The organism is Bradyrhizobium betae (assembly GCF_004123905.1).
Classification (GTDB): Bacteria; Pseudomonadota; Alphaproteobacteria; order Rhizobiales; family Xanthobacteraceae; genus Bradyrhizobium; species Bradyrhizobium betae_A.
Map to the genome: position 1 here is coordinate 1,000,186 of NZ_MZXW01000016.1, position 22,455 is coordinate 1,022,640.

Here is a 22,455-nt window from a genome sequence, read left to right on the forward strand (position 1 = left end):
TCCGACTGCAACCAGCATGCGTTTTCAAAAACTCGTTCAATTATCGGGAGCCGTGGTGCTCTCAGCGCTTTCGCTTGGTGCGGCCCATGCCGCGACCGGCGGCGAGCCCGCTGTCGTCACGCAGGTCGATATCGCATCGTGCCTCGCCGCCAGCACGGCCGATGACATGGACAAGGCGGCCACTGCCTGCGCCGCCGTCATCGACAATGAGAAAACGGCGAAGGCGGACCTGGTCAAGGCGCTGATCGCGCGCGGCGCGCTTTATGCGCGGCACGACCAGGTTGATCGTGCGATCGCCGACGACAGCCGTGCTCTTTTGCTCGATCCCACGCTCGCGGATGTTTTCAACGCCCGTGGCGAGCTCTGGCTGAAAAAGGGCGACAAGCCCAAGGCGGTGCAGGATTTCGGCGCGGCGCTGAAGATCGATCCGAACCACGAGAAGGCCAAGGCCAATCACAAAGTGATGGCGCGCGAGCTCGAACGGATCGGCGCGCAGATGGCCGTCGCCGGCAAGCCCAGCTTCAATTGCAGGAGCGCAGGCCGTGCCGTGGAGAAGGCGATCTGCGGAAATCGCGAACTCGCCGATCTCGACCGCGAGATTTTTGCGTCGAATGCTCGCGTGACCCGGGAAGCGCGCAATGCGGCCGAAGCGAAGGCGCTCCGGCGCGAGCAGGATGAGTTCATTGCTCGCCGCAATGCCGGGTTTGGTCGGCCGGGGTATGACCTGAAGAAGGCGATGCAGGAGCGCTTGCTGCGGATCAACGGGGTGGACGGGTATTGAGGGCTTTCTTCGCCTCGCGAGAAGTCGTCATGCCCGGCCTTGTCCCGGGCATCCACGTTCTCGGTGCCGCTTAGCAAGACGTGGATGGCCGGGACAAGCCCGCGAATTGAACCCATCCCTTCCCCGCCGCGACAATCATGAGAACCCGATGTCACGGAGCCCTAAGCAATGTGCGGCATGCACCCCGCGCGACCATCCCTTTTCGCGAAAATCTCGCTGCGCGTTCTTCTGCTCAGCGCGGCGATGAGCCTTGTCCTCGCCGCGCCGGCCTCGGCTGCCGTTGATTGTGTGCCCACCAGCAAGGCCGGTCCCGCTGAGCTGATCACGGCATGCAGCGCCATCATCGATCAGGCCGCAAATTCCTCCTCCGACCGCGCCGCCGCACTGCTGGTGCGCGCCGACGCCAATGCGCGGACCTCGGGCGGTCTCACGCAGGCGCTGCGCGATATCGACCGCGCCATCGCGCTCGACGGCAAGAACGCAAAAGCATGGCGCCTGCGCGGCGACCTCTTGCGCGAGGCCGGCGGCGATCTCAGCCGCGCGGCGGCCGATCTCAGCAAGGCGATCGAGCTCGATCCGCAGGATGCGGAAGCCTACGAGCTACGCGGCGTCGTCTACACCAACCAGCGTCGGCTCGACCGGGCGCTGGCCGATTACGACCAGGCGATCAAGCTCAAGAGCGATTATGCGCAGGCCTGGTCCGACCGCGGCGTGACCTATTATCTCAGCGGCGACAACGAGAAGGCGATCCGCGATCTCAGCGAGGCGCTGCGGCTCGATCCGAACCGGCCGCGCAGCTACACCAATCGCGGCGCCGCCTACAAGAAGCTCGGCCAGCTCGACAAGTCCGTCGCCGATGATGGCGAGGCGATCAGGCTCGATCCGAAGGTCCCGGAATATTACGACAATCGCGGCCTGTCGCTGGCCGCGATGGGCAAATACGACGAGGCGATCGCCGACTACGACCAGGCGCTGCGGCTGGCGCCGAAGCCGAACTTCTTCACCAACCGCGGCGATTCCTACCAGCTCAAGGGCGAGCTCGGGGCGGCCCTGAGCGACTACGAAGCCGCGCTGAAGCTCGACCCGAATTTCGCGCAGACCTACAACAACCGCGCCGTGCTCTACAAGAAGATGGGCCAGCGCAAGAAGGCGCTGGCCGACTACGAGACGGCGCTGAAGCTCGACCCCGGCAACGATAACGCGGCGGCGGGCCGCCGCACCATGATCGCCGAGATCGCGAAATTCGGCGATGAGCCGCGGCGTCCGCTGGCGGCGAATTCCGGCAACGGTCCGTCCTTTGATTGCGCCACGGCGAAGCGCGAGGTCGAGAAGGCGATCTGCGCCGATCCGCAGTTGGGCGTGCTCGATCGCCAGATCGCCGAGACTTACGCGCGGGTGCTGAAAGTGGTGAACAAGCGGTCGGCCGGGGATTTGCGCAAGACCCAGCGCGATTTTCTCACCACGCGGAACGCGAGTTTCGGCCGTCCCGGCTATGATCTGAGGAAGGTCATGCAGGATCGTTTGCAGCGGCTGAATGCGATGGAGAGCTGAGCACCGTTCTTTTCAGCTTGAACCGCGGCCCGTTCCCGGGAAAATAGCCGTCAAACAAGGCCGGTCCTTGATCCCTGTCATGGCGGGACGCTCGTCCCGTCGGTCAGTTCAGGGCCAGGCCAATACAGGGAACGGGAGCGCGGGAATGAACGTCCGGGATAAGAGTCTCTATCGCGAGGTCCATGCGCGCTCGCTGGCGGACCCCGAGGGCTTCTGGGCCGAGGCGGCCAGGGAGATCGACTGGATCGAGCCGCCGAAAAAGATCTTCGATGGCTCGCAAGGCGTCTACGGCCGCTGGTTCACCGGCGGCGTCGTCAACACCTGCTACAACGCGCTGGATCGTCATGTCGAACGCGGCCGCGCCAATCAGGTCGCGCTGATTCATGATTCGCCGCTGACGAACAGCGTCACCAAGTTCACCTATGCCGAGCTCCTGAACGAGGTGCAGGCGCTTGCCGCCATCATGCAGGACTTTGGCGTCGCCAAGGGCGACCGCGTCATTCTCTATATGCCGATGGTGCCGGAGGCGGTGGTCGCGATGCTCGCCTGCGCGCGCATCGGCGCGGTGCACTCGGTGGTGTTCGGCGGCTTTGCCGCCAAGGAGCTCGCGACCCGCATCGACGATGCGCAGCCAAAGCTGATTCTGTCTGCGAGCTGCGGCATCGAGCCCGGCCGGATCGTGCACTACAAGCCGTTGCTCGATGAAGCGATCAAGCTTGCGAGCGTGAAGCCGAAGGCCTGCATCGTGCTGCAACGTCCGCAGCTCATCTGCGACCTCATGCCCGGCCGCGACTATGATTGGGCGGGCCTGCGCCGCAAGGCGATGAACGACGGCAAGAAGGCTGCTTGCGTGCCGATCGCCGCCACCGATCCGCTTTATATCCTCTATACCTCAGGCACGACCGGCATTCCCAAGGGCGTGGTGCGCGACAATGGCGGGCATCTGGTTGCGGTGAAATGGTCGATGTTCAACCTCTATGGCCTCAAGCCGGGCGAGGTCTGGTGGTGCGGCTCCGACATCGGCTGGGTGGTGGGCCACAGCTACATCATCTACGGCCCGCTGCTGCACGGTGCGACCTCGATCATGTATGAGGGCAAGCCGATCGGCACGCCCGATGCAGGCGCGTTCTGGCGTGTGATCAGCGAGCACAAGGCGGTCGCGTTCTTCACAGCGCCGACCGCGTTCCGTGCCATCCGGAAAGAGGATCCGGAAGGAAAGTTCATCCGGCAATACGACTTGTCGAAATTCCGCACGCTGTTCCTGGCGGGCGAACGCGCCGATCCGCCGACGGTGGAATGGGCTGAGCAGCAGCTGAAGGTGCCTGTCATCGATCATTGGTGGCAGACCGAGACCGGCTGGTGCATCGCGGGAAATCCGGTGGGGCTCGGCATGCTCCCGGTAAAGCACGGCTCGCCGACGGTGCCGATGCCGGGCTACCAGGTCGACGTGGTGGATGAGGCAGCGAAGTCGGTGCCTGCGAACACCATGGGCTCGATCGTGATAAAATTGCCGATGCCGCCGGGTTGCCTGCCGACGCTGTGGAATCAGGATGCGCGTTTCAAGGAAGCCTATCTCACCGAATTCCCCGGCTACTACAAAACCTCGGACGCCGGCTACAAGGACGAGGACGGCTATGTCTTCGTCATGGGCCGCACCGACGACATCATCAACGTCGCCGGCCATCGATTGTCCACCGGCGGCATGGAGGAGATACTCGCCTCGCATCCCGACGTCGCCGAATGCGCCGTGCTCGGCGTCAAGGACGCGATCAAGGGCGAGGTGCCCTGCGGCTTCCTGGTGCTCAAGGCCGGCGTGAAGCGGCCGCCCGCCGAGATCGAGAGGGAGATCGTTGCGCTGGTGCGCGACAAGCTCGGCCCCGTCGCCGCCTTCAAGCTCGCCATCACCGTCGGCCGCCTGCCCAAGACGCGCTCCGGCAAGATCTTGCGCGGCACCATCAAGAAGATCGCCGACGGCGAGGCCTGGACCATGCCGGCGACGATCGAGGACCCCAAGGTGCTGGACGAGATCGGGGAGGCCCTGAAGGGGCGGGTGTGAGACGAGAGATGTGATCTCAGCGAGGCGCGACGCCCTCTCATAGCATTCCGCTGTCATCACCCGCGAAAGCGGGTGATCCAGTACTCCGCGGCGGCAGTTGCGTGACCAACGACGGTCACAGCGTACTGGATTCCCCGCCTTCGCGGGGAATGACAGCTAACGGGGACGACGTCCAGGGACTTACAATCTCCTCATTCCGCGCTAAACAAGGCCGGCCAACAGGGGACCTCGTATGCCACTTGTCACCGCGCCGCGCCTGCTTGCAGCCGTAGCTCTCGCCATCGCTCTCTCCGCCTGCTCCGCGCGCTACCAGACGCCGGTGGCGATGGGCGGCGACGATGACGACGCGGTGTGTCAGAGCCGCGGTTATGCGCAGGGCTCGCCCGAATACGTGGCCTGCCGCAAGGATCGCGACGTCCAGCGCAATGCCGCGGTCGCCCGTTCCGACCGCCGCCAACGCGATCTCGGCGAGTACATGCTGAACCATCCCGATCGGCCCTGATGTGAGATGCGGCATTATCTTGCCGCGCCGCTGTGTCGCGCTTCTCGTGACACAGCTGCAACGCCGCGGCCAAATCGTGTCGCGCTCGTCCTGATTTGATCGGCATCAAATCCTTCGCTATCCCCTTTCTGCTGGAGGGAATGCAGTGCGTGGTAACCGCGTGGCCAATCGCGGTCCGCGCAAAAACAAAAACGCGGCGGGTTGGCCCGCCGCGTTTTGACTGCGTTCGATGGCAAGCGTCGAGAGGATTACTCCTCCTCTTCGTCCTGCTTCTTGCCGCCGAGCGTCTTGAGCTTGGCGAACACGGCGTCGACGTTGAGGTCGTCGCTCGAGCGTTCGGCCGGCTCGAATTCGTCCTTCTTGGTGGTCTCGGAGGCCGGCAGCAGGGTGGCGCCGCCATAGGCTGTGTCGATCGGCTTTTCCTTGGCCGCGCGCGCCACTTCGAAATCGAGCTCGATCTGCGAGCAGAGGCCCAGGGTCACAGGGTCGATCGGGGTCAGCTGGGAGGTGTTCCAGTGGGTGCGGTCGCGAACGCTGGCGATGGTGCTCTTGGTGGTGCCGACCAGACGCATGACCTGGGCGTCCTTGAGCTCCGGATGGCTGCGCAGCAGCCAGAGGATGGCGCTCGGGCGTTCGTGGCGGCGTGAGACGGGGGTGTAGCGCGGGCCCTTGCGCTTGGGCTGGGGCGGCAGCACCACCTTGCTCTCCTGAAGACGGAGCCGGTAGTCCGGGTTCTTCTCACCCTTCTCGATCTCTTCGCGGGTCAGCTGGCCGTTGGAGAGGGGGTCCATGCCCTTGATACCCTGGGCGGCGTCGCCGTCGGCGATCGCGCGCACCTCGAGGGGATGCATCTTGGTGAAATCGGCGACCTGGTCGAAGGTCAGCGCGGTGTTGTCGAGCAGCCAAACGGCGGTCGCCTTGGGCATCAGCGGTGCGTTGCTCATGGCAAATCTCCTTTGTGCTTCGCCCACCCTTTGGGGGCGAAGCCGGTGGTCATCAGCGATGACAGGGAATTCGCGCTATATAAGCCGGGAGGGGGTAGCCACGCAATGGTTCTGCTATAGATAGTGCCTTGACAGCGCCCGAAAGGGGGCCCAATTCCCTCTAAAGTCCCTGTAAGCTCGTACCTTAGCCCTTTCCATTCATCGACCGCCCCCGCCAGAAGGCGAAACGGGTGATTCGGTCCCGAGATCGCTCAATGTCAGCCAAACCAGACCTCAAGATCGTGCTTTGTTCTCCCCGTGGCTTCTGCGCCGGGGTGGTCCGCGCGATCGACACCGTCGAGCGGGCGCTCGATAAATACGGTGCCCCCGTCTATGTTCGCCATGAGATTGTGCACAACAAGTATGTCGTCGACGGGTTGAAAAAGAAGGGCGCGATCTTCGTCGAGGAGCTCGCCGAAATCCCGGAAAACACCACCGCGCCGGTGGTGTTCTCGGCCCATGGCGTGCCGAAATCGGTTCCGGCCGACGCCACGTCCCGCAATCTGTTTTCGCTGGACGCGACCTGTCCGCTGGTGACCAAGGTGCATCGCGAGGCCGCGATCCATTTCAAGCGCGGCCGCGAGATTTTCCTGATCGGCCATTCGCATCATCCCGAAGTGGTCGGCACGCTCGGCCAGTTGCCGGTCGGCGCCGTCACCCTGATCGAGACCGCCGACGACGCCAAGACCATCGCGCCGAAGGATCCGAACAACCTCGCCTTCGTGACCCAGACCACGCTGTCGATCGACGACACCGCGGAGATCGTGGCGCTTCTGAAGGAGCGCTTCCCGAACATCAACGGGCCGCACAAGGAAGACATCTGCTACGCCACCACCAACCGCCAGCTCGCGGTGAAGAAAGTGGCGCCGGTGGTCGACGCCCTGATCGTGGTCGGCGCGCCGAACTCCTCGAACTCGCAGCGTCTGCGCGAGGTCGCCGAGCGCGAGGGCTGCCCGATCGCGGTGCTGGCGCAGCGTGCCGCCGAAATCGACTGGAAGCGGTTCGAAAAAATCACCAGCCTGGGCATCACTGCGGGCGCCTCGGCGCCGGAGGTGATCGTCGAAGAGATCATGGACGCCTTCGCCGAGCGCTTCACGCTGCATGTCGAGACGGTCTCGGCCGCGGAAGAGAACGAGTTCTTCCCGCTGCCGCGCCAGGTGCGCCCCGAAGCCGCCGCCGAGTAGACTTTTATGGCGGTCTACACCGACGTTGCCGCCGACGAGCTTGCGGATTTCCTGAAGCAATACGATATCGGCGAACTGCTCTCCTACAAGGGGATCGCCGAGGGCGTCGAGAACACCAACTTCCTGCTGCACACCAGCAAAGGGTCGTTCATCCTCACGCTCTACGAGAAGCGCGTGGCGAAGAACGATTTGCCGTTCTTCCTGGCGCTGATGACGCATCTTGCCGAGCACGGCATCAATTGCCCGTTGCCGGTGAGGGGACGTGACGGCGAGGCGCTGCGCGAGCTGTCGGAACGCCCCGCCGCGATCATCACCTTTCTCGAAGGCGTCTGGCCGCGCAAGCCGAATGCGGCTCATTGTGCCGGCGTCGGCGAGGGACTGGCCAGGATGCATCTGGCCGGCGCCAATTTTGCGATCAAGCGTGCGAACGCGCTTTCGGTTGCGGGCTGGCGGCCGCTGTTCGATGCTGCGTCGGCACGGGCCGACGAGGTGCAGCCGGGCTTGCGCGCATTCCTCGCAGCCGAGCTCGACTATCTCTCGGGCGGCGTTTGGCCGAGCAATCTGCCCGAAGGCGTGATCCACGCCGATCTCTTCAACGACAACGTCTTCTTCCTCGGCGACAAGCTGTCGGGGATCATCGACTTCACCTTCGCCTGCGACGACATGCTGGCCTATGACGTCGCGATCTGCCTGAACGCCTGGTGTTTTGAGCCGGACCACTCCTTCAACGTCACCAAGGCGCGTGCCTTCCTCAATGCCTATGGCCGGGTGCGCAAGCTGAGCGAGGCGGAAGAGGCCGCGCTGCCACTGCTGGCGCGTGGTGCTGCGATCCGCTTCCTGCTGACGCGGCTGGTCGACTGGCTCAACGTGCCCGAGGGCGCGCTGGTGAAGCCGAAAGACCCCCTGGAATATGTCCGCAAGCTGCGCTTCCACCAGAGCGTTTCCAGCGTGCGCGATTACGGGCTGATGCCGTCAGGGCTGGTCGCGTGAGCGAGCTTCCCGTCGTCACGATCTATACCGACGGCGCGTGCTCGGGAAATCCCGGGCCGGGCGGCTGGGGCGCGATCCTGAAGTTCGGCGACAAGGAAAAAGAGCTGAACGGCGGCGAGCGTCACACCACCAACAACCAGATGGAGTTGACGGCGGCGATCTCCGCGCTCGAAGCGCTGAAGAAACCGTGCACCGTCGATCTCTACACCGACAGCCAGTATGTCCGGCAAGGCATCACCGGCTGGATCCACGGCTGGAAGCGCAACGGCTGGCGCACCGCCGACAAGAAGCCGGTCAAGAATGTCGAGCTATGGCAGCGCCTGGATGCCGCGCTGAAGGCGCACGAGGTCCGCTGGCACTGGGTGAAAGGCCACGCCGGCCATCCCGAGAACGAACGCGCCGATCAGCTCGCGCGCGACGGGATCGTCAAGGCGAGGTTGCAGCAGCGGGTGGCGGAGTAGGCGACGCGCTATCGGCGCAGCCCGGTTTCGTAGGGTGGGCAAAGCGAAGCGTGCCCACCGTTTCTTTTCAATCGAGGAAAGATGGTGGGCACGGCGCTAACGCGCCTTTGCCCACCCTACGGAACTGCCGCCGCGGCTATCGTCAGGGCCGGTCTCGACCCGGCCATCGACGCCTTTCCGCTCAAGAACGTGGATGCCCGGGACAAGCCCGGGCATGACGTCGTGCTTGGAAGATACCGCGCCTAAAGCTCAGAGCTGTCCGAGCAGCGTATCGCCGCCGGAAACTTCGACCTTGCCGGGCATCGCTTCGAGGTTCAGTTTCTTGACCACGCCGTCCTCGACCAGCATCGAATAGCGCTTGGAGCGGATACCGAGACCGTTGCCGGAGGCGTCCAACTCCATGCCGATCGCCTTGGCGAAGTCGGCATTGCCGTCGGCGAGGAAGATCGCCTCGTCGCGCTGGTCGGTGTCGCGCTTCCAGGCGTTCATGACGAAGGCGTCGTTGACGGAGACGATCGCGATGGTGTCGACGCCCTTGTCCTTCATGGCATAGGCGTTGAGGAAGATGCTCGGCAGATGCATCTTGTGGCAGGTGCCGGTGTAGGCGCCGGGCACGGCGAACAGCGCCACCTTCTTGCCCTTGAAGATATCGTCGGTGGTCTTCACCTGCGGGCCTTCCGCCGTCATCACGCGGAATTTCGCCTCGGGCAGCTTGTCGCCAGTCTGGATCGCCATCGTCAGTCTCCCTGAAAATCGGTCCCGCTTTTTAGACCGTGTGGCGGCGCTGCACAATATTGCCTGAAGGGGTTGCGGTGGGGGCGGGGACCCTTCACCGTGATGTCATCAGCCCGCAAAACCGCCACTGTCGAGGAAGGCCTGCTCATCTGCGGTGCTGTCCCGGCCGAGCAGGCGGTTGCGGTGGGGGAAGCGGCCGAACCGCTGGATGATGTCGGCATGCTCCCGGGCGTATTTCAGGTTTTCCGTATTGTCGGTGCTTTGAAACAAGGCAACGCAATGCAGCTGGTCGGGCAGGTGCTCGGAATGCATGAAGGGCATGTAGAGGAATTCGAGCAGGATCGGGTCGATCCTCTTGTCGACACCCCGCGCGATGGCGCGGCGGGCGACGTCGCGCGCCAGTGCATCGCTGGCAAAGGCTTCGCGTGTGCCGCGAAACATGTTGCGGGGAAACTGGTCGAGCACGATGACGAGCGCCAATGCGCCGTCGTCGCTGGCCTCCCAGGACGCCAGCTCGCCGGCGACAGCCTTTTGCCACAGCGCGAGAAAGCGGTGTCGGACCTCTGCGTCGAACGCGTCGTTGCGCTTGTACCAGTGGTCGCGGCCGGCCTCGCGCCAGAAGGCGAGAATGCCGGCCGGTGTGATGTCGCCGATTTCAGTCATGGATCAAGGCGAGCTTACGCCGCCTGAGCCTTCTTCTCGTCGCGCAGCTCGCGGCGCAGGATCTTGCCGACATTGGTCTTGGGCAGGTCGGTGCGGAATTCGATCTGCTTGGGCACCTTGTAGCCGGTGAGCTGCTCGCGGCAGAACTTGACCACGTCATCCGCTGCGAGGTTCGGGTCCTTCTTCACCACGAACGCCTTCACCGCCTCGCCGGACCCGCTGTCGGGAACGCCGATCACGGCGCATTCGAGCACGCCCGGATGGCTCGCGATCACTTCCTCGATCTCGTTCGGATAGACGTTGAAGCCGGAGACCAGGATCATGTCCTTCTTGCGGTCGACGATCTTGGTATAGCCGGTCTCGTCCATGATGCCGATGTCGCCGGTTCGGAAATAGCCGTCCGCGGTCATCACCTTCGCGGTCTCTTCCGGCCTGTTCCAATAGCCCGACATCACCTGCGGGCCCTTGGCGCAGATCTCGCCCGGCTGGCCGAGCGGCAACTCGTTGCCGTCGTCGTCACGGATCGAGATCCAGGTCGAGGGCACTGGGATACCGATCGTACCCGTGAACTCGGTTGCCGTTGCCGGATTGCAGGTCAGCGTCGGCGAAGTCTCCGACAGGCCGTACCCCTCGGCGATGAAGCAGCCGGTAATTGCCTTCCATTGATCGGCCACAGGGCGCTGCACGGCCATGCCGCCGCCGTTCGAGATCTTCAGCTTGGAGAAGTCGAGCTTCTTGAAGTCAGGATGGTGCATCAACCCGTTGTAGAGCGTGTTGACGGCCGGGAAGCTGTTGACCTGGTATTTTGCAAGCTCCTTGACGAAGCCCGCGATGTCGCGCGGATTGGGGATCAACAGATTGCAGCCGCCGGCGCGTACCGCGAGCAGGTAGCAGGCCGTCAGCGCGAAGATGTGATAGAGCGGCAGCGCGCAGACGATCATGAGCTGGTCGATATGCGGAGGTGCTGCCATCGCAGGCTGAAGCCAGGCGTCGTTCTGCAACACATTGGCGACGATGTTGCGGTGAAGCAGCGTGGCGCCCTTGGAGACGCCGGTGGTGCCGCCGGTATATTGCAGGAAGGCGACGTCGCCGGGTGAGAGCTTCGGCTTGTTGAACGTCAGGCTGCGGCCCGCCGATATCGCGTCGTTGAAGGACACTGCGCCTGGCAGCGACCAGGCCGGCACCATCTTCTTGACGCGGCGGACGACGAGGTTGACGATCACGCCCTTGAAGCCGAGCAGGTCGCCCATGCTGCCGACGATGACATGCTTCACTTGCGTCTTCGCGATCACCTGCTCGACGGTGTGGGCAAAGTTCTCCAGCACGATGATGGCTTCAGCGCCGGAATCCTTAAGCTGATGCTCGAGCTCCCGTGGGGTGTAGAGCGGGTTGACGTTGACCACCGCAAAGCCGGCGCGCAGCACGGCGGCGGTTGCAACCGGATATTGCAGCACGTTCGGCATCATGATCGCGACGCGGGCGCCGCGTTGCAGGCCGCGGCCTTGCAGGTAGGAGGCAAGCGCCAACGACATCTGGTCGAGGTCGCGATAGCTGATCGACTTGTCCATGCAGATGAACGCCTTGCGGTCAGCGAACTTGGAGAAGCTCTCCTCCAAGAGGTCGACCAGCGATGCGTATTGGGTCGGCTCGATATCGGCAGGCACGCCGGGCGGATATTGCTTGAGCCAGATGCGCTCCATGGAAAACTCCCCTCATTTACCAGAGCCCGTTGTGTCTCGGGCTTGCCTCATTGCGGCCAGTATCGAGCCTGCCGGAACGGGTGGCAAGTCGTTGAGGCTTAGGGCAAAGGTCGGAGAGTGGCTACTGGAATCGTCGCAAACCGCATTGCCGCAAGTGCGAAGCGCGGGTGCGAAGTCTTGCCGCGAGGGAGCCGTTAACTGTTGTTGGCCGGCTTGGTTGCGGCGGGCTTGGTCGCAGGCGTGGTAGCGGCCTTGGGCTTGGCCGGCTTGGCAGGCTGATCGGCCGTTGCAGCAGGTTTCGCCGCCGCGTCAGGCTTGGCCGCTGCATGCTTGGTCCCGGCTGGCTTCGCTGCCGTCTTGGCGTCGGGTTTCGCATCCGGCTTCGCCGCCGCCGTCTTGGCGTCCTTGCCTGCGTCTTTCGGCTTGTCGGCCGCGTCAGGCTTCTTGGCAACGCGCGACTTCTTGCCACGCGGCTTTGGCGTCGCCTGCTGGTCGGCGTCGGCCGCGACCGCCGCGATCAGGGCGGTGCCGGTGCGGGTCGGGCCGGTATAGACCAGCACGGGTTCGGCCGCCGCAGGCGCCGTGGCCATCAGCTCGGAGGCCTTCATCAGCGGCGGCTGCAGGCCGGCGGTGAAGAAGGTGACCTGGGCTTCGCCACCGGTGGCGGAGGCCGATCCGGACGTGCCGCCATTGGTGGCGATCAGCGCATCGTCATCGTCGCTGGCCGGCCGCTTGCGATGGCCGCCGCACATGTCCTCGCGCAAATTCGGCGGCGAGGCATCGACCGGCACCAGCTTGTCGACGGTGCCGAGCGAAGGGCGGAGCCAGGTGAGATTGTCTTGGGCGAAGCCGCGCTCGAGCAGCTGCGCAGCCTTCACCGCGCGCGCGGTGCCGGAGTTGGCGCCGAGCACGACGGCGATCAGCCTGCGGCCATTGCGCGTCGCCGATGCGACGAGATTGTAGCCGGAGGCGCAGATGAAGCCGGTCTTGAAACCGTCGGCGCCGGGATAGCGGCCGATCAGCTTGTTGAAATTGCCGGTGACGCGCTTGCCGAAGCGGATTGCCGGAATGTGCACGAAATATTCGTATTCCGGCAGGTCGCGCAGGAACGACCGCGCGAGAATGCCGAGATCGCGCGCCGACGTGATCTGGCCGTCAGCGGGCAGGCCGTTCGGATTGACGTAGCTCGTCTGCGTCATGCCGAGCCGCTGCGCGGTGTCGTTCATCATCGCGGAGAAGCCGTCGATCGAGCCACCGACGCCCTCGGCAAGCACCACGGCCATGTCGTTCGCCGACTTGACCATCATCATCTTCAGCGCGTTGTCGACGGTGAGCTGAGTTCCGGGACGGAACCCCATCTTCGACGGCGATTGCGAGGCGGCGGTCGGCGACACCGTGATCAGCGTGTCGAGCGTGAGCTTGCCATCCTTCACCGCCTTCAGCGTCACATAGGCGGTCATGATCTTGGTGACGGACGCCGGGTACCACGGGATGGTCGCGTTCTCCGCCTGCAACACCTTGCCGCTGTCGGCTTCGATCAGGAGCAACGCTTCGGCACTCGCCGCGCGCGGCGCGAGCAGCGCGGCGCATGCGATTGTCGCAGCGAACAGGTTGAACAGCGATTTGCGAAGCAGCGGGCGAAGGGCGTGCACTATCCGATTCCGGTCCTTGGAGATCCGCCAGTTCCGGTCGGTTCTCGTGATCTGATGTTCGGTTCTGAAATCCGGCGCCGCCGCTTGCGGCGTCGCAAACCTATACCGGCTCTTGCGTCGAGAATAGGGGCATCGGCTCGGTATTCCGCAATGAAATAGGCCGAATTTCGACGGTGCTACGGGGACTTGACCGCAGTCGCCGCAGTCTCGGCAGCCGTCACCCTGGCCCGTGTCGTCTCCTGAACCATGAACTGGGCCTTGGCGAGCTCGGCAAAATGGCCGCCTTTGGCCACGAGTTCATCGAAAGTTCCGCTTTCGATCACGCGGCCATTCTCGAACACCAGGATCCGCGTGGCATTGCGGATGGTCGAGAGGCGGTGGGCGATCACGAAGGTGGTGCGGCCCTTCATCACTTCATCGAGAGCGGCATTCACCTTGGCCTCGGTGACCGCGTCGAGTGCGCTGGTCGCTTCGTCCAGGATCAGGAGCGGCGGATCCTTGAGCAGCGCGCGGGCAATCGACAGCCGTTGGCGCTCGCCGCCGGACAGCATGCGGCCACGCTCGCCGGCATTGGTACTGAAGCCGCCGCTGCGCTCGATGAAGTCGAGCGCCTGCGCCCGCTCGGCGGCCTTGCGCATCTCGGCCTCGGTCGCATCGGGCTTGCCGACGCGTAGATTCTCCTCGATCGAGCGGTTGAACAGCAGTGCTTCCTGGAACACGACGCCGATGTTTCGTCGCAGCGATGTCAGCGTCACGCCGCGCACGTCCATGCCGTCGATCCTGATGAAGCCGGATTGCGGGTCGAAGGCGCGATGCAGGAGCGCGATCGCGGTGGATTTGCCGGCGCCGGTAGGGCCGACCAGCGCGATGGTCTGGCCGGGCAGTGCGGTGAAGGAGAGGTCCTCGATCGCCGGTCGCTTGCCGTCATAGGAGAAGGTGACGTCGTTGAACTCGACGAGGCCGGAGAGCCGCCCCGCATCGATCGCGTCGGGCCGGTCGTGCACTGCGGGCACGGCATCGAGCACGTTGAAGAATTCGCGCAGGCGCGGCGCTTCCATGAACACGTTGTTGATGAAGCTCACGACCTGCTCGAGCTTCTGGATCAGCATCGTCGCGAAGCTCACGAACATCACGATCTCGCCGACGGAGGTGAGCCCCTGGTCGTGCAGCGCGATGCCGAGCGAGAAGATCGCGAGCACCGTGATGGTGGTGGAGGCGCGCGTGATGACGGTGACGAGCGCCCACCATGACAGCACCGGCATCTGCGCCGCCAGCAGATCGTCGGCGACGGAGCGCAGGCCCTTCACCTCGGATTCGACGCGGACGAAACTCTGCACCAGCGCGACGTTGCCGAGTGCGTCGGAGGCGCGTGCGGAGAGCTCGCTGTAATGCTCCTCGACCTCCATCTGCATGCCAAAAGTCTTGCGCACGACGAAGGTGGTCAGCGCCGTGAAGACGACGCAGAGCACGAACAGCAGGATCGCGAGCCGCCAGTTCAGATAGAGCGACAGCGGCAGCAGCACGATGACCGAGAGGATCGCCGCAAAATGCTCACGGAAGAACCCCAGCCACAACCGCCACAACGCGTCGGTGCCGTTGAGCATCACTTTCATCAGCCGGCCCGAATGGGTGCCGGAGTGGAAGGTCAGCGGCAGTTGCAAAATGTGTTCGAAATAGTCGGTCAGCACCGCCTGGCGCTGGCGGTGGGAGAGCCGGTCGGCCTGCAAAGCCACGATGGCGCTACAGCCGATCGTGAATAGTCCGAACGCCACCCAGGCTATCAGGAACGGCCAGGCCGAACTCGATCCGGCCACCGTCTTGCCGGAGAGCACGTCGACGATCCGGCCGAACAGCACGGGTTCCGCGAACTGCGAGGCCGCCAGCAGCAAATTGGCGACAGCGAGCAGCCAGCCGAGCCGCGCCTCCTTGCCGAGCAGCTCGAGAACGCGGGTGTAGAGGCGGAGGATGGGCATGCGGGCGACGAACTCAGGCTCATAGGTCAACAAGTGAGCCCATATTCTAAGCAGGGATTGCCCGCGAGATACAGCGGAAGCTTTCGGTTTTGCTCAGTTGATCAGCCGGCTTTCGACCGGCGGCAGGAACCCGCTGTCGAAGATATCACCCACAGCCGGCTTCTTGCGGAATTTGAAGTCCTGAGCGATCTGGTCGATCGAGCGCGCCAGGCGCGCAGGCTCAATGCCGCCGAGGCCGTTGCGTTTGACCTCGTCGGTCAGGATGTTGTCGACGAGCACGGTGCGCAGGCGCTCCAGCTCGAGGTCGCGGTCGCCATCGTCGATGCGGCTTGCGGCTTCGTCTGCCGCCCGCGCCGGCTCTTTGACTGTCGCATTGATGCCGGCGATCAGCGCGCGGACGAAGCCCTTCACGGCGTCCGGCTTGGCCGCGGCGAAAGCGGGGTTGGCGACCACGGCAAAGCCATAGGCTTCGCAGCCGTAATCGGCATAGCGCAGCACGACGAGATCGCCGCCGGGCACGCCGCGGTCGCGCAGGTTCACCGCGGAGAGGTGGCTGAAGCCGGCGACGGCATCGACTTGCCCTGCGGACAGGATCGGCTCGCGCACCGCAGCGCTGATCTTGTGGAATTTCACGCGCGAGGCGTTGATGCCGTTCTGCTGTGCCAGCGCCGGCCACAGCCGCATCGACAGATCGCTGTCGGCGATGCCGACGGTCTTGCCGTCGAGATCAGGTAGCAAGTGAATGCCGCGGCTCCTGCGCGCGACAATCGCGTAGGGCGCGCGGTTGAACAGCACGAACACCGCCTTCACCGGCGCCGCATCGTCCTTGTCGCGAAACCGGATCAGCTCGTTGATGTCGACGAGCGCAAGCTCGCTGTCGCCCCTGGCGACGCGCGCAAGCGCCTCCGGCGATCCGGCGGCACTGTTGAAAGAGACGTTGAGACGTTCGGCGCCGAACGCGCCGTCCTTTGCGGCAAGGAAGAACGAGGCCATGCTCGCATCGATCGGACGATCGAAGGTGAAGTGGATCGCAGCGGAGGGCGCGGTGGTCTCGGCCGCTGCGACATCGCGCGACGTCAACGCGGCAAGCGCGATTGCAAGGGCCAGCAGGCCACGAAAGGCGATCGTCTTGAGTCCTGACATCAGTCGCGCCGGTCCCGCATTGTTGTGGTTTCGTGACGCTCGCAGCGCCGGCCGGCAGCGAGCCTGCGCGCGCCAACATGAACGGCGGATGAGCGGCGGTTGCGGCATGATCACGCAACCCCGTTCAGCTTCTGTTGGGGTTCGGGAACCCAACATGGGATGCGGGTGTTTGAAAGACATGAGCCTGTCGTCAGGCACCAATCGAGGTCCCAAGGAGGGTCCAGGACATGTTTGACAGATTTTCGAAGTTTGCCGGCCGCAAGACCGTTCTCGCCACCGCAGCGGTGCTGGCGCTGACCGCGGTCGCCCCGACGGCCTCCTACGCCGGCGGCCGCCACTGGCATGGCGGCGGTGGCGGCGCAGCGGCTGCCGCGGCCTTTGCGGGTATTGTCGGCACCGGTCTTGCGATCGCCGCGACCCGCAACGCCTACGCCTATGATGACGGTCCGGGGCCGGGCTATGGTTATTACGGCGGTCCTGCCTATTACAGCGGCCCCGCCTACGGTCCCTATTACGGCCCGGGCCCGAACTACCAGTATCAGCGCTACGGTGGCACGGCCCCGTCTGAGCTCTGCGGTCAGGGCTACCACACGAACTGCTACTAGCTTTGGCGAGCAAGTCTTGACCATAACCGGCCGTCGCGCTTGCTGCGGCGGCCGGTTTCTTGCCTTTACTGTCGCGCGTTAACGCGCTCGCCATTGGTTTAGAGTAGTTTCAGTACCATGAGTGATTCGCTTGAGCGGCTATATCTGGCTGTGCTCGCGGCCAGAGACCTTGATCCGGCAACATCGCGCACCGCCCGGCTGTTTCAGCGTGGGCCATCCAAAATGGCGAAGAAGCTGGCCGAAGAAGCCATTGAGGTCGTCATCGACGCGGTCAATGGCGACAGCGAAGCCGTGATCCGGGAAAGCGCCGACCTGCTCTACAATCTCACCGTGCTCTGGGCCTCGGCCGGCGTGCGCCCCGAGGATGTCTGGCGCGAGATGGCGCGGCGGGAAGACATGCTCGGCATCGCCGAGAAGTTGCCGAAATCGCCGATGAAGCTGCCTAAAGTCGCGTCACCCCGCGTTGCCGCCAGGCGGCCAATTGCCGCGCTCGAGGGCCGCGTCGCGCGCAAGCGCCACTAATTCAAGTGCCACCGGAACGTCACAAAACTCACGATGGACAAATCCGTCCCATGGTGCTTCATCGCGGCGCCATGCTGAAACGTATCTACGACTGGTGCATCGACGCCGCCCACAAGCCCTACGCGCTCTGGATCATGGGAGCCGTGGCTTTCGCAGAAAGCTCCTTTTTTCCGGTCCCGCCGGATGTGATGCTGATCCCGATGTCGCTGGCGCGCCCGCAGCGCGCCTGGCTCTATGCGGCGGTCTGCACCGCGACCTCAGTGATTGGCGGCCTGCTCGGCTACGCCATCGGCGCGCTGCTGTTCGACTCGGTTGGTCACTGGCTGATCCAGGCCTATGGCCTCGGCGACAAGGTTGATGCCTTCCGCGCCTCTTACGCCGAGTGGGGCGCGGTGATCATCCTGCTCAAGGGCCTGACGCCGATCCCCTACAAGCTCGTCACCATCACCTCGGGCTTCGCCGGCTACAACCTCGTCCTGTTCATCCTGTGCTCGATCGTTGCGCGCGGCGGACGTTTCTTCATCGTGGCCATCCTGCTCAACCGCTACGGCGACTGGATCCGCGTCCGGATCGAGAAGCATCTCGGCCTCGTGGTGGCGGTCGGTGCTGCCGTACTGGTGCTTGGCTTCGTAGTCGCCATCAAACTCATTTAAGCCACGGCGCTTTGCCGCCGCGCCGGCTTCGGCTACGGTTGCCGTCATGATGGTTCGATCCGGCAATCCGGCGATGCGGCTGGGGACGCTGATTTTCGCGACGATTTCGCTCCTGCTCGGTGCTGGCGGGACCGGATGGCCGCAATCCGCGCCGCCAACGCTCGGCTTGCAGGAGCAGGGGCCGCAGGCTACGCCGCCGCCCTCGACGCCCGCGCCCGCGCGTGAGGACAATCCCGGGCTGATCAACGAAATGGGCAAGCTGTTCGATAAGCTGCCCTCGATCCTGCCGCCGATCAAAAGTCCCAGCGAGACCATGAACGACCTGTCGCGGCTGGCCAAGCCCGCCACCATGGCCTCGGGCCGGGTGGCCTGTCCGGTCTCGTCCAACGGTGCGCCCGACTGCAAGCAGGCCGCCGACCAGCTCTGCCAGAGCAAGGGCTACAAGGAAGGCAAGAGCCTGAACGCTGACTCTGCCGAGAAATGCTCGGCCAAGGTTTTGATTCCGGGCAGGCAACGCAAACCGGACGACTGCCGCACCGATACTTTCGTGACCAGCGCGCTGTGCCAGAACTGACGTGATGGCCTGTGCGCGAGCAACAAAGGAGCGCCCATGAGCCGCACGGAGCAGGACTTCCTCGGACAGCGTGAGATCGCCGACGACATCTATTACGGCGTCCAGACCATCCGGGGGAAGGAGAACTTCCACATCACCGGCATTCCCATGAACCAGGAGCCTTACTTCGTGAAGGCGCTTGGTTACGTGAAGAAGGCCGCAGCGATGGCCAACCGTGATCTCGGCGCGGTCGACACCAAGGTCGCGGAGGCCATCATCCTCGGCTGCGACCGCGTCATCGCCGGCGACATGATGGATCAGTTCGTCACCGACTTCATCCAGGGCGGCGCTGGCACTTCGACCAACATGAACGCCAACGAGGTGATCGCCAATCTCGCGCTGGAATCGCTCGGCTTCGCCAAGGGCGACTACCAGCACGTCAGCCCCAACGATCACGTCAACTATGGGCAGTCGACCAATGACACCTATCCGACGGCCTTTCGTCTCGCGCTGATCCTGCGGCTCGAAAGCTACATGACGGCGCTGCGCCAGCTCCAGGAGGCCTTCTTCACCAAGGGCCGCGAATTCGAGCGCGTGCTGAAGATGGGCCGCACCCATTTGCAGGATGCCGTGCCGATGTCGCTCGGCGCCGAATTCCGGGGATGGGGCACCACCATCGGTGAGGAGGTCGATCGCATCTCCGAGGCCCGCGCGCTGCTGCGCGAGATCAATCTCGGCGCCACTGCGATCGGCACGTCGGTCACCGCGGCGGTCGGCTATCCAAAGCTCGCGGTCCGGCACTTGAGCGCGTTGACCGGCGTCGATTTCATCCTCGCCGGCGATCTCGTTGAAGCAACCTCGGATACCGGCGCCTATGTGCAACTCTCGGGCGTGCTGAAGCGCACCGCGAGCAAGCTCACCAAGATCTGCAACGACATCCGCTTGCTCGCCTCGGGCCCGCGGGCCGGCTTCAACGAGATCAATTTGCCGCAATTGCAGCCGGGCTCCTCGATCATGCCCGGCAAGGTCAATCCGGTCATCCCTGAAGTCGTCAACCAGACCAGCTTCCTCGTCATCGGCCTCGACACCACGGTGACGCTGGCAGCAAGCGCCGGCCAGCTCCAGCTCAATGTGATGGAGCCGGTGATCTCGTTCGCGCTGTTCTTCTCGATCCGCACCATGGAGCGCGCCGTCAACAGTCTGCGCGAGAACTGCGTGCTCGGCATCACCGCCAACGATGAGCACACCCGCAACATGGTGCTGAACTCGCTCGGCATCGTCACCGTGCTGAAGCCGCTGCTCGGCTACAAGCAATGCGCCGAAATCGCGCGCGAGGGCTACAAGAGCGGCAAGTCGCTGCACCAGATCGTAGTGGTCGAGCGCAAGCTGCTGACGCAGGAGAAATGGGACGAGATGTTCTCGTTCGAGCGGCTGATCAATCCGGATCTGATTGGGTGACTGCTCCTCGTCATTGCGAGGAGCCCTTGCGACGAAGCAATCCAGGACCCTTCCGCGGAGACAGCCTGGATTGCTTCGCTTCGCTCGCAATGACGGAGCGCCTCGGAATTCCGCTGCTTGGAATTGCAGTAACGCCATCCGCTGCGGCGGCAAAACGCAATACTTGACAGTGGAAAGATTGCCTTGTTGGTATGGCTCCCAACTTCAGTTTGACCGCCATTAGAGGATCGTTCCGCAATGTCCATGCCTGCCTTGTTCAAAGGGCGCCTGTCGATCCCCGTGATCGGTTCGCCGCTCTTCATCATCTCGGTGCCCGATCTTGTGATCGCGCAGTGCAAGGCGGGTGTGGTCGGCTCGTTTCCGTCGCTGAACGCGCGGCCGCCGGAGCTGCTCGACGAATGGCTGGCGCGGATCACCGAAGAGCTCGCGGCCTATGATCGCGCCCATCCCGACAAGCCGTCGGCGCCGTTTGCCGTCAACCAGATCGTGCACAAGTCGAACAACCGGCTCGACCACGACATGCAGCTTTGCGCCAAGTACAAGGTGCCGATGGTGATCTCCTCGCTCGGTGCGCGCGAGGAGCTGAACCAGGCGGTGCACGGCTGGGGCGGCATCGTCTTCCACGACGTGATCAACCAGAAATTCGCCCACAAGGCGATCGAGAAGGGCGCCGACGGCCTGATCCTGGTCGCGGCCGGCGCCGGCGGTCATGCCGGCACGATCTCGCCGTTGGCGTTCGTCGCCGAGACGCGAAAATGGTTCGACGGTCCGATCGCGCTGTCGGGAGCCATCGGCAACGGCAAGGCGATCCGGGCTGCGCGCATCCTCGGTGCCGACTTCGCCTATATCGGCTCGGCCTTCATCGCGACCAAGGAAGCCAACGCGGTTGAGACGTACAAGGAGATGATCGCAGGCTCGACGGCCGACGACATCGTCTACTCCAACCTCTTCACCGGCGTGCACGGCAATTATCTGAAGCCCTCGATCCTCGCCGCCGGCATGGATCCGGAAAACCTGCCGACCTCCGATCCCTCCAAGATGAATTTCGGCACTGACGCCTCCGGCGAGCGCGCCAAGCCGAAGGCCTGGAAGGAGATCTGGGGCTCCGGCCAGGGCATCGGCAGCGTCGAGGGAATCGTGCCCGCCGCCGAGATGATCGCGCGCTTCAAGAAGGAATACGACGAGGCGATCGATCCGCCGTTGTGATGGCTCTCGCAATGACCGCCATCTACCGCGTCGACGGCAACAGCGTCGTCACCACCCCTGATGCGGCCGGTCCCTGGGACCGGCGCATGCAGCACGGCTCGGCGCCGGCCTCGCTGGTGACGTGGGCGGCCGAGCGCATTCCGACGCCGGTGCCGATGAACATTGCGCGCGTCACCATCGACCTGATGCGCCCCGTGCCGGTCGCGCCGCTCACGATTGAGAGCGAGGTCCTGCGGGAGGGCCGCAAGATCCAGCTCTGCGAAATCAAGCTGCTGGCCGACGGCGTGCAGGTCGTCGGCGCCACCGTGCTCAAGATCAAACAGCAGGTGCTGCCGCTGCCGGATGACGTCAAGGAGCTGCCGGTCACGCTGCCTTTGCCTGAGGACTCGCTGGCCGAGGACGGTCACGCCGCCACCAGCCCGTTCGTGCGAACCGTCTCGATGCGCGCCGCGCGCGGCCGCTTCGGCCAGGCCGGTGCCGGTGCGATCTGGTTTCGCGTCGACCATCCCCTGATCGAGGGCGAGCCGATCTCGCAGGCGATGCGTGCGCTCGTCGCCGCCGATTTCTCCAACGGCACCGCCTCGACGCTGGACTTCCGTGCCTGGACCTACATCAACGCCGACCTCACCGTGAGCTTTGCGCGCCAGCCGGTCGGCGAGTGGATCCTGCTCGACGGCGAATCCTGGATCGGCCCCGACGGTGCGGGCCTCGCGATGTCACGGTTGGCCGATCGGCGAGGATACTTCGGCCGCGCGGTTCAGAGCCTGGTGATCGAGAAGCGGTGAGTGTGGTGGCAAGCACCGTGATTGCGCCTTGGATCGATTGAACGGCAGGCTTCCGCCGCCGCGGAAGGGATGCAAGGTCGTGTTCGACCAGGGCATCCTGCCAGTTCATATTCCGTAGAAGATCTTGATCTCCCACAGCACCACGATAATGGCCGTGATCAACGTGACCGCAGCAACTGCACTTTCCAGGGAAGCGACTCTCATTTCTTACTCCGCTTCCCAGCCCCATCAGCGGTCTAGTTGATTCCCTGATTCGCCCGCAATCGGTCGGCCGGCGCGGGAGCGCACTCTGTTGCGCG

General features: G+C 64.2%; 21 protein-coding genes. 14 read left to right on the forward strand and 7 right to left on the reverse strand.

The window, feature by feature from the left end; translation table 11 throughout:
- Positions 1-16: 16 nt before the first annotated feature.
- From B5V03_RS14995 to B5V03_RS15010, 4 genes are all read left to right on the forward strand, one after another.
- The gene (locus B5V03_RS14995) at positions 17-781 is read left to right on the forward strand and encodes a tetratricopeptide repeat protein (protein WP_129271047.1); all 765 of its coding nucleotides are present in this window, start codon (positions 17-19) and stop codon (positions 779-781) included.
- Between the two features lie 168 nt (positions 782-949).
- Complete coding sequence (locus B5V03_RS15000) at positions 950-2,332, forward strand: tetratricopeptide repeat protein (RefSeq protein WP_129271048.1); 1,383 nt, start codon at positions 950-952, stop codon at positions 2,330-2,332.
- A 145-nt stretch (positions 2,333-2,477) separates the two neighbouring features.
- On the forward strand, positions 2,478-4,388 hold the full coding sequence (locus tag B5V03_RS15005) for a propionyl-CoA synthetase (RefSeq protein ID WP_129271049.1): 1,911 nt from the start codon (positions 2,478-2,480) through the stop codon (positions 4,386-4,388).
- Positions 4,389-4,620: 232 nt separating this feature from the next.
- Positions 4,621-4,890: a hypothetical protein gene (locus B5V03_RS15010; RefSeq protein WP_129271050.1), complete on the forward strand. Its 270-nt coding sequence runs from the start codon at positions 4,621-4,623 to the stop codon at positions 4,888-4,890.
- Between the two features lie 248 nt (positions 4,891-5,138).
- On the opposite strand, the gene B5V03_RS15015 is transcribed toward B5V03_RS15010, so the two are convergent.
- Positions 5,139-5,834: a DUF1013 domain-containing protein gene (locus B5V03_RS15015; protein WP_129271051.1), complete on the reverse strand. Its 696-nt coding sequence runs from the start codon at positions 5,832-5,834 to the stop codon at positions 5,139-5,141.
- Between the two features lie 254 nt (positions 5,835-6,088).
- Between B5V03_RS15015 and ispH the strand changes: the two genes are divergently transcribed.
- The 3 genes from ispH to rnhA are packed head-to-tail and all read left to right on the forward strand — an operon-like array spanning position 6,089 to position 8,508.
- Positions 6,089-7,057: a 4-hydroxy-3-methylbut-2-enyl diphosphate reductase gene (ispH, locus tag B5V03_RS15020; RefSeq protein ID WP_129271052.1), complete on the forward strand. Its 969-nt coding sequence runs from the start codon at positions 6,089-6,091 to the stop codon at positions 7,055-7,057.
- A gap of 6 nt (positions 7,058-7,063) precedes the next feature.
- Positions 7,064-8,047 carry a homoserine kinase gene (locus tag B5V03_RS15025; protein WP_129271053.1) on the forward strand — a complete coding sequence of 328 codons (984 nt, stop codon included), beginning with the start codon at positions 7,064-7,066 and terminating at the stop codon, positions 8,045-8,047.
- Positions 8,044-8,508, forward strand: a complete 465-nt coding sequence (gene rnhA, locus B5V03_RS15030) for a ribonuclease HI (protein WP_129271054.1) — start codon at positions 8,044-8,046, stop codon at positions 8,506-8,508. The genes B5V03_RS15025 and rnhA overlap by 4 nt, the downstream gene beginning before the upstream one ends.
- Positions 8,509-8,757: 249 nt before the next feature.
- On the opposite strand, the gene B5V03_RS15035 is transcribed toward rnhA, so the two are convergent.
- The 6 genes from B5V03_RS15035 to B5V03_RS15060 all read right to left on the reverse strand — a co-directional run bounded on the left by B5V03_RS15035 (position 8,758) and on the right by B5V03_RS15060 (position 16,374).
- Complete coding sequence (locus tag B5V03_RS15035; RefSeq protein WP_007597501.1) at positions 8,758-9,243, reverse strand: peroxiredoxin; 486 nt, start codon at positions 9,241-9,243, stop codon at positions 8,758-8,760.
- Positions 9,244-9,351: 108 nt separating this feature from the next.
- Positions 9,352-9,906 carry a DUF924 family protein gene (locus B5V03_RS15040; protein WP_129271055.1) on the reverse strand — a complete coding sequence of 185 codons (555 nt, stop codon included), beginning with the start codon at positions 9,904-9,906 and terminating at the stop codon, positions 9,352-9,354.
- 14 nt (positions 9,907-9,920) lie between these two features.
- Entirely contained in the window at positions 9,921-11,606 is a 1,686-nt protein-coding gene (locus B5V03_RS15045; RefSeq protein WP_129271056.1) for a long-chain fatty acid--CoA ligase, read from the reverse strand.
- Between the two features lie 194 nt (positions 11,607-11,800).
- On the reverse strand, positions 11,801-13,258 hold the full coding sequence (locus B5V03_RS15050; RefSeq protein WP_129271057.1) for a D-alanyl-D-alanine carboxypeptidase family protein: 1,458 nt from the start codon (positions 13,256-13,258) through the stop codon (positions 11,801-11,803).
- A 176-nt stretch (positions 13,259-13,434) separates the two neighbouring features.
- The gene (locus B5V03_RS15055; protein ID WP_129271058.1) at positions 13,435-15,231 is read right to left on the reverse strand and encodes a glucan ABC transporter ATP-binding protein/ permease; all 1,797 of its coding nucleotides are present in this window, start codon (positions 15,229-15,231) and stop codon (positions 13,435-13,437) included.
- Between the two features lie 93 nt (positions 15,232-15,324).
- Positions 15,325-16,374 (reverse strand): ABC transporter substrate-binding protein, encoded by a 1,050-nt coding sequence (locus B5V03_RS15060; protein ID WP_164988010.1) that lies wholly within the window; start codon positions 16,372-16,374, stop codon positions 15,325-15,327.
- A 227-nt stretch (positions 16,375-16,601) separates the two neighbouring features.
- Between B5V03_RS15060 and B5V03_RS15065 the strand changes: the two genes are divergently transcribed.
- The 7 genes from B5V03_RS15065 to B5V03_RS15095 all read left to right on the forward strand — a co-directional run bounded on the left by B5V03_RS15065 (position 16,602) and on the right by B5V03_RS15095 (position 22,156).
- Complete coding sequence (locus B5V03_RS15065) at positions 16,602-16,979, forward strand: hypothetical protein (protein WP_129271060.1); 378 nt, start codon at positions 16,602-16,604, stop codon at positions 16,977-16,979.
- A gap of 117 nt (positions 16,980-17,096) precedes the next feature.
- Entirely contained in the window at positions 17,097-17,501 is a 405-nt protein-coding gene (hisE, locus tag B5V03_RS15070) for a phosphoribosyl-ATP diphosphatase (RefSeq protein ID WP_129271061.1), read from the forward strand.
- A gap of 50 nt (positions 17,502-17,551) precedes the next feature.
- Positions 17,552-18,154: a YqaA family protein gene (locus B5V03_RS15075; RefSeq protein WP_206736148.1), complete on the forward strand. Its 603-nt coding sequence runs from the start codon at positions 17,552-17,554 to the stop codon at positions 18,152-18,154.
- A gap of 46 nt (positions 18,155-18,200) precedes the next feature.
- Positions 18,201-18,728, forward strand: a complete 528-nt coding sequence (locus B5V03_RS15080; RefSeq protein WP_129271062.1) for a hypothetical protein — start codon at positions 18,201-18,203, stop codon at positions 18,726-18,728.
- 36 nt (positions 18,729-18,764) lie between these two features.
- On the forward strand, positions 18,765-20,165 hold the full coding sequence (locus tag B5V03_RS15085) for an aspartate ammonia-lyase (RefSeq protein ID WP_129271063.1): 1,401 nt from the start codon (positions 18,765-18,767) through the stop codon (positions 20,163-20,165).
- A gap of 237 nt (positions 20,166-20,402) precedes the next feature.
- On the forward strand, positions 20,403-21,371 hold the full coding sequence (locus B5V03_RS15090; protein WP_129271064.1) for an NAD(P)H-dependent flavin oxidoreductase: 969 nt from the start codon (positions 20,403-20,405) through the stop codon (positions 21,369-21,371).
- Positions 21,372-21,382: 11 nt separating this feature from the next.
- Positions 21,383-22,156, forward strand: a complete 774-nt coding sequence (locus B5V03_RS15095; RefSeq protein WP_129271065.1) for a thioesterase family protein — start codon at positions 21,383-21,385, stop codon at positions 22,154-22,156.
- Positions 22,157-22,455 lie beyond the last annotated feature (299 nt).

Excerpts from the sequence above, each read along its gene's own strand:
- B5V03_RS15010 (WP_129271050.1), top strand. The coding sequence starts at position 4,621 with ATGCCACTTGTCACCGCGCCGCGCCTGCTTGCAGCCGTAGCTCTCGCC.
- B5V03_RS15075 (WP_206736148.1), top strand. The coding sequence starts at position 17,552 with ATGGTGCTTCATCGCGGCGCCATGCTGAAACGTATCTACGACTGGTGC.
- B5V03_RS15015 (WP_129271051.1), bottom strand. The coding sequence starts at position 5,834 with ATGAGCAACGCACCGCTGATGCCCAAGGCGACCGCCGTTTGGCTGCTC.
- B5V03_RS15035 (WP_007597501.1), bottom strand. The coding sequence starts at position 9,243 with ATGGCGATCCAGACTGGCGACAAGCTGCCCGAGGCGAAATTCCGCGTG.
- B5V03_RS15080 (WP_129271062.1), top strand. The coding sequence starts at position 18,201 with ATGATGGTTCGATCCGGCAATCCGGCGATGCGGCTGGGGACGCTGATT.
- B5V03_RS15025 (WP_129271053.1), top strand. The coding sequence starts at position 7,064 with ATGGCGGTCTACACCGACGTTGCCGCCGACGAGCTTGCGGATTTCCTG.
- B5V03_RS15095 (WP_129271065.1), top strand. The coding sequence starts at position 21,383 with ATGACCGCCATCTACCGCGTCGACGGCAACAGCGTCGTCACCACCCCT.
- B5V03_RS15065 (WP_129271060.1), top strand. The coding sequence starts at position 16,602 with ATGTTTGACAGATTTTCGAAGTTTGCCGGCCGCAAGACCGTTCTCGCC.
- B5V03_RS15090 (WP_129271064.1), top strand. The coding sequence starts at position 20,403 with ATGTCCATGCCTGCCTTGTTCAAAGGGCGCCTGTCGATCCCCGTGATC.
- hisE (WP_129271061.1), top strand. The coding sequence starts at position 17,097 with ATGAGTGATTCGCTTGAGCGGCTATATCTGGCTGTGCTCGCGGCCAGA.
- B5V03_RS15005 (WP_129271049.1), top strand. The coding sequence starts at position 2,478 with ATGAACGTCCGGGATAAGAGTCTCTATCGCGAGGTCCATGCGCGCTCG.
- B5V03_RS15000 (WP_129271048.1), top strand. The coding sequence starts at position 950 with ATGTGCGGCATGCACCCCGCGCGACCATCCCTTTTCGCGAAAATCTCG.
- B5V03_RS15045 (WP_129271056.1), bottom strand. The coding sequence starts at position 11,606 with ATGGAGCGCATCTGGCTCAAGCAATATCCGCCCGGCGTGCCTGCCGAT.
- B5V03_RS14995 (WP_129271047.1), top strand. The coding sequence starts at position 17 with ATGCGTTTTCAAAAACTCGTTCAATTATCGGGAGCCGTGGTGCTCTCA.
- B5V03_RS15055 (WP_129271058.1), bottom strand. The coding sequence starts at position 15,231 with ATGCCCATCCTCCGCCTCTACACCCGCGTTCTCGAGCTGCTCGGCAAG.
- B5V03_RS15060 (WP_164988010.1), bottom strand. The coding sequence starts at position 16,374 with ATGTCAGGACTCAAGACGATCGCCTTTCGTGGCCTGCTGGCCCTTGCA.
- ispH (WP_129271052.1), top strand. The coding sequence starts at position 6,089 with ATGTCAGCCAAACCAGACCTCAAGATCGTGCTTTGTTCTCCCCGTGGC.
- B5V03_RS15040 (WP_129271055.1), bottom strand. The coding sequence starts at position 9,906 with ATGACTGAAATCGGCGACATCACACCGGCCGGCATTCTCGCCTTCTGG.
- B5V03_RS15085 (WP_129271063.1), top strand. The coding sequence starts at position 18,765 with ATGAGCCGCACGGAGCAGGACTTCCTCGGACAGCGTGAGATCGCCGAC.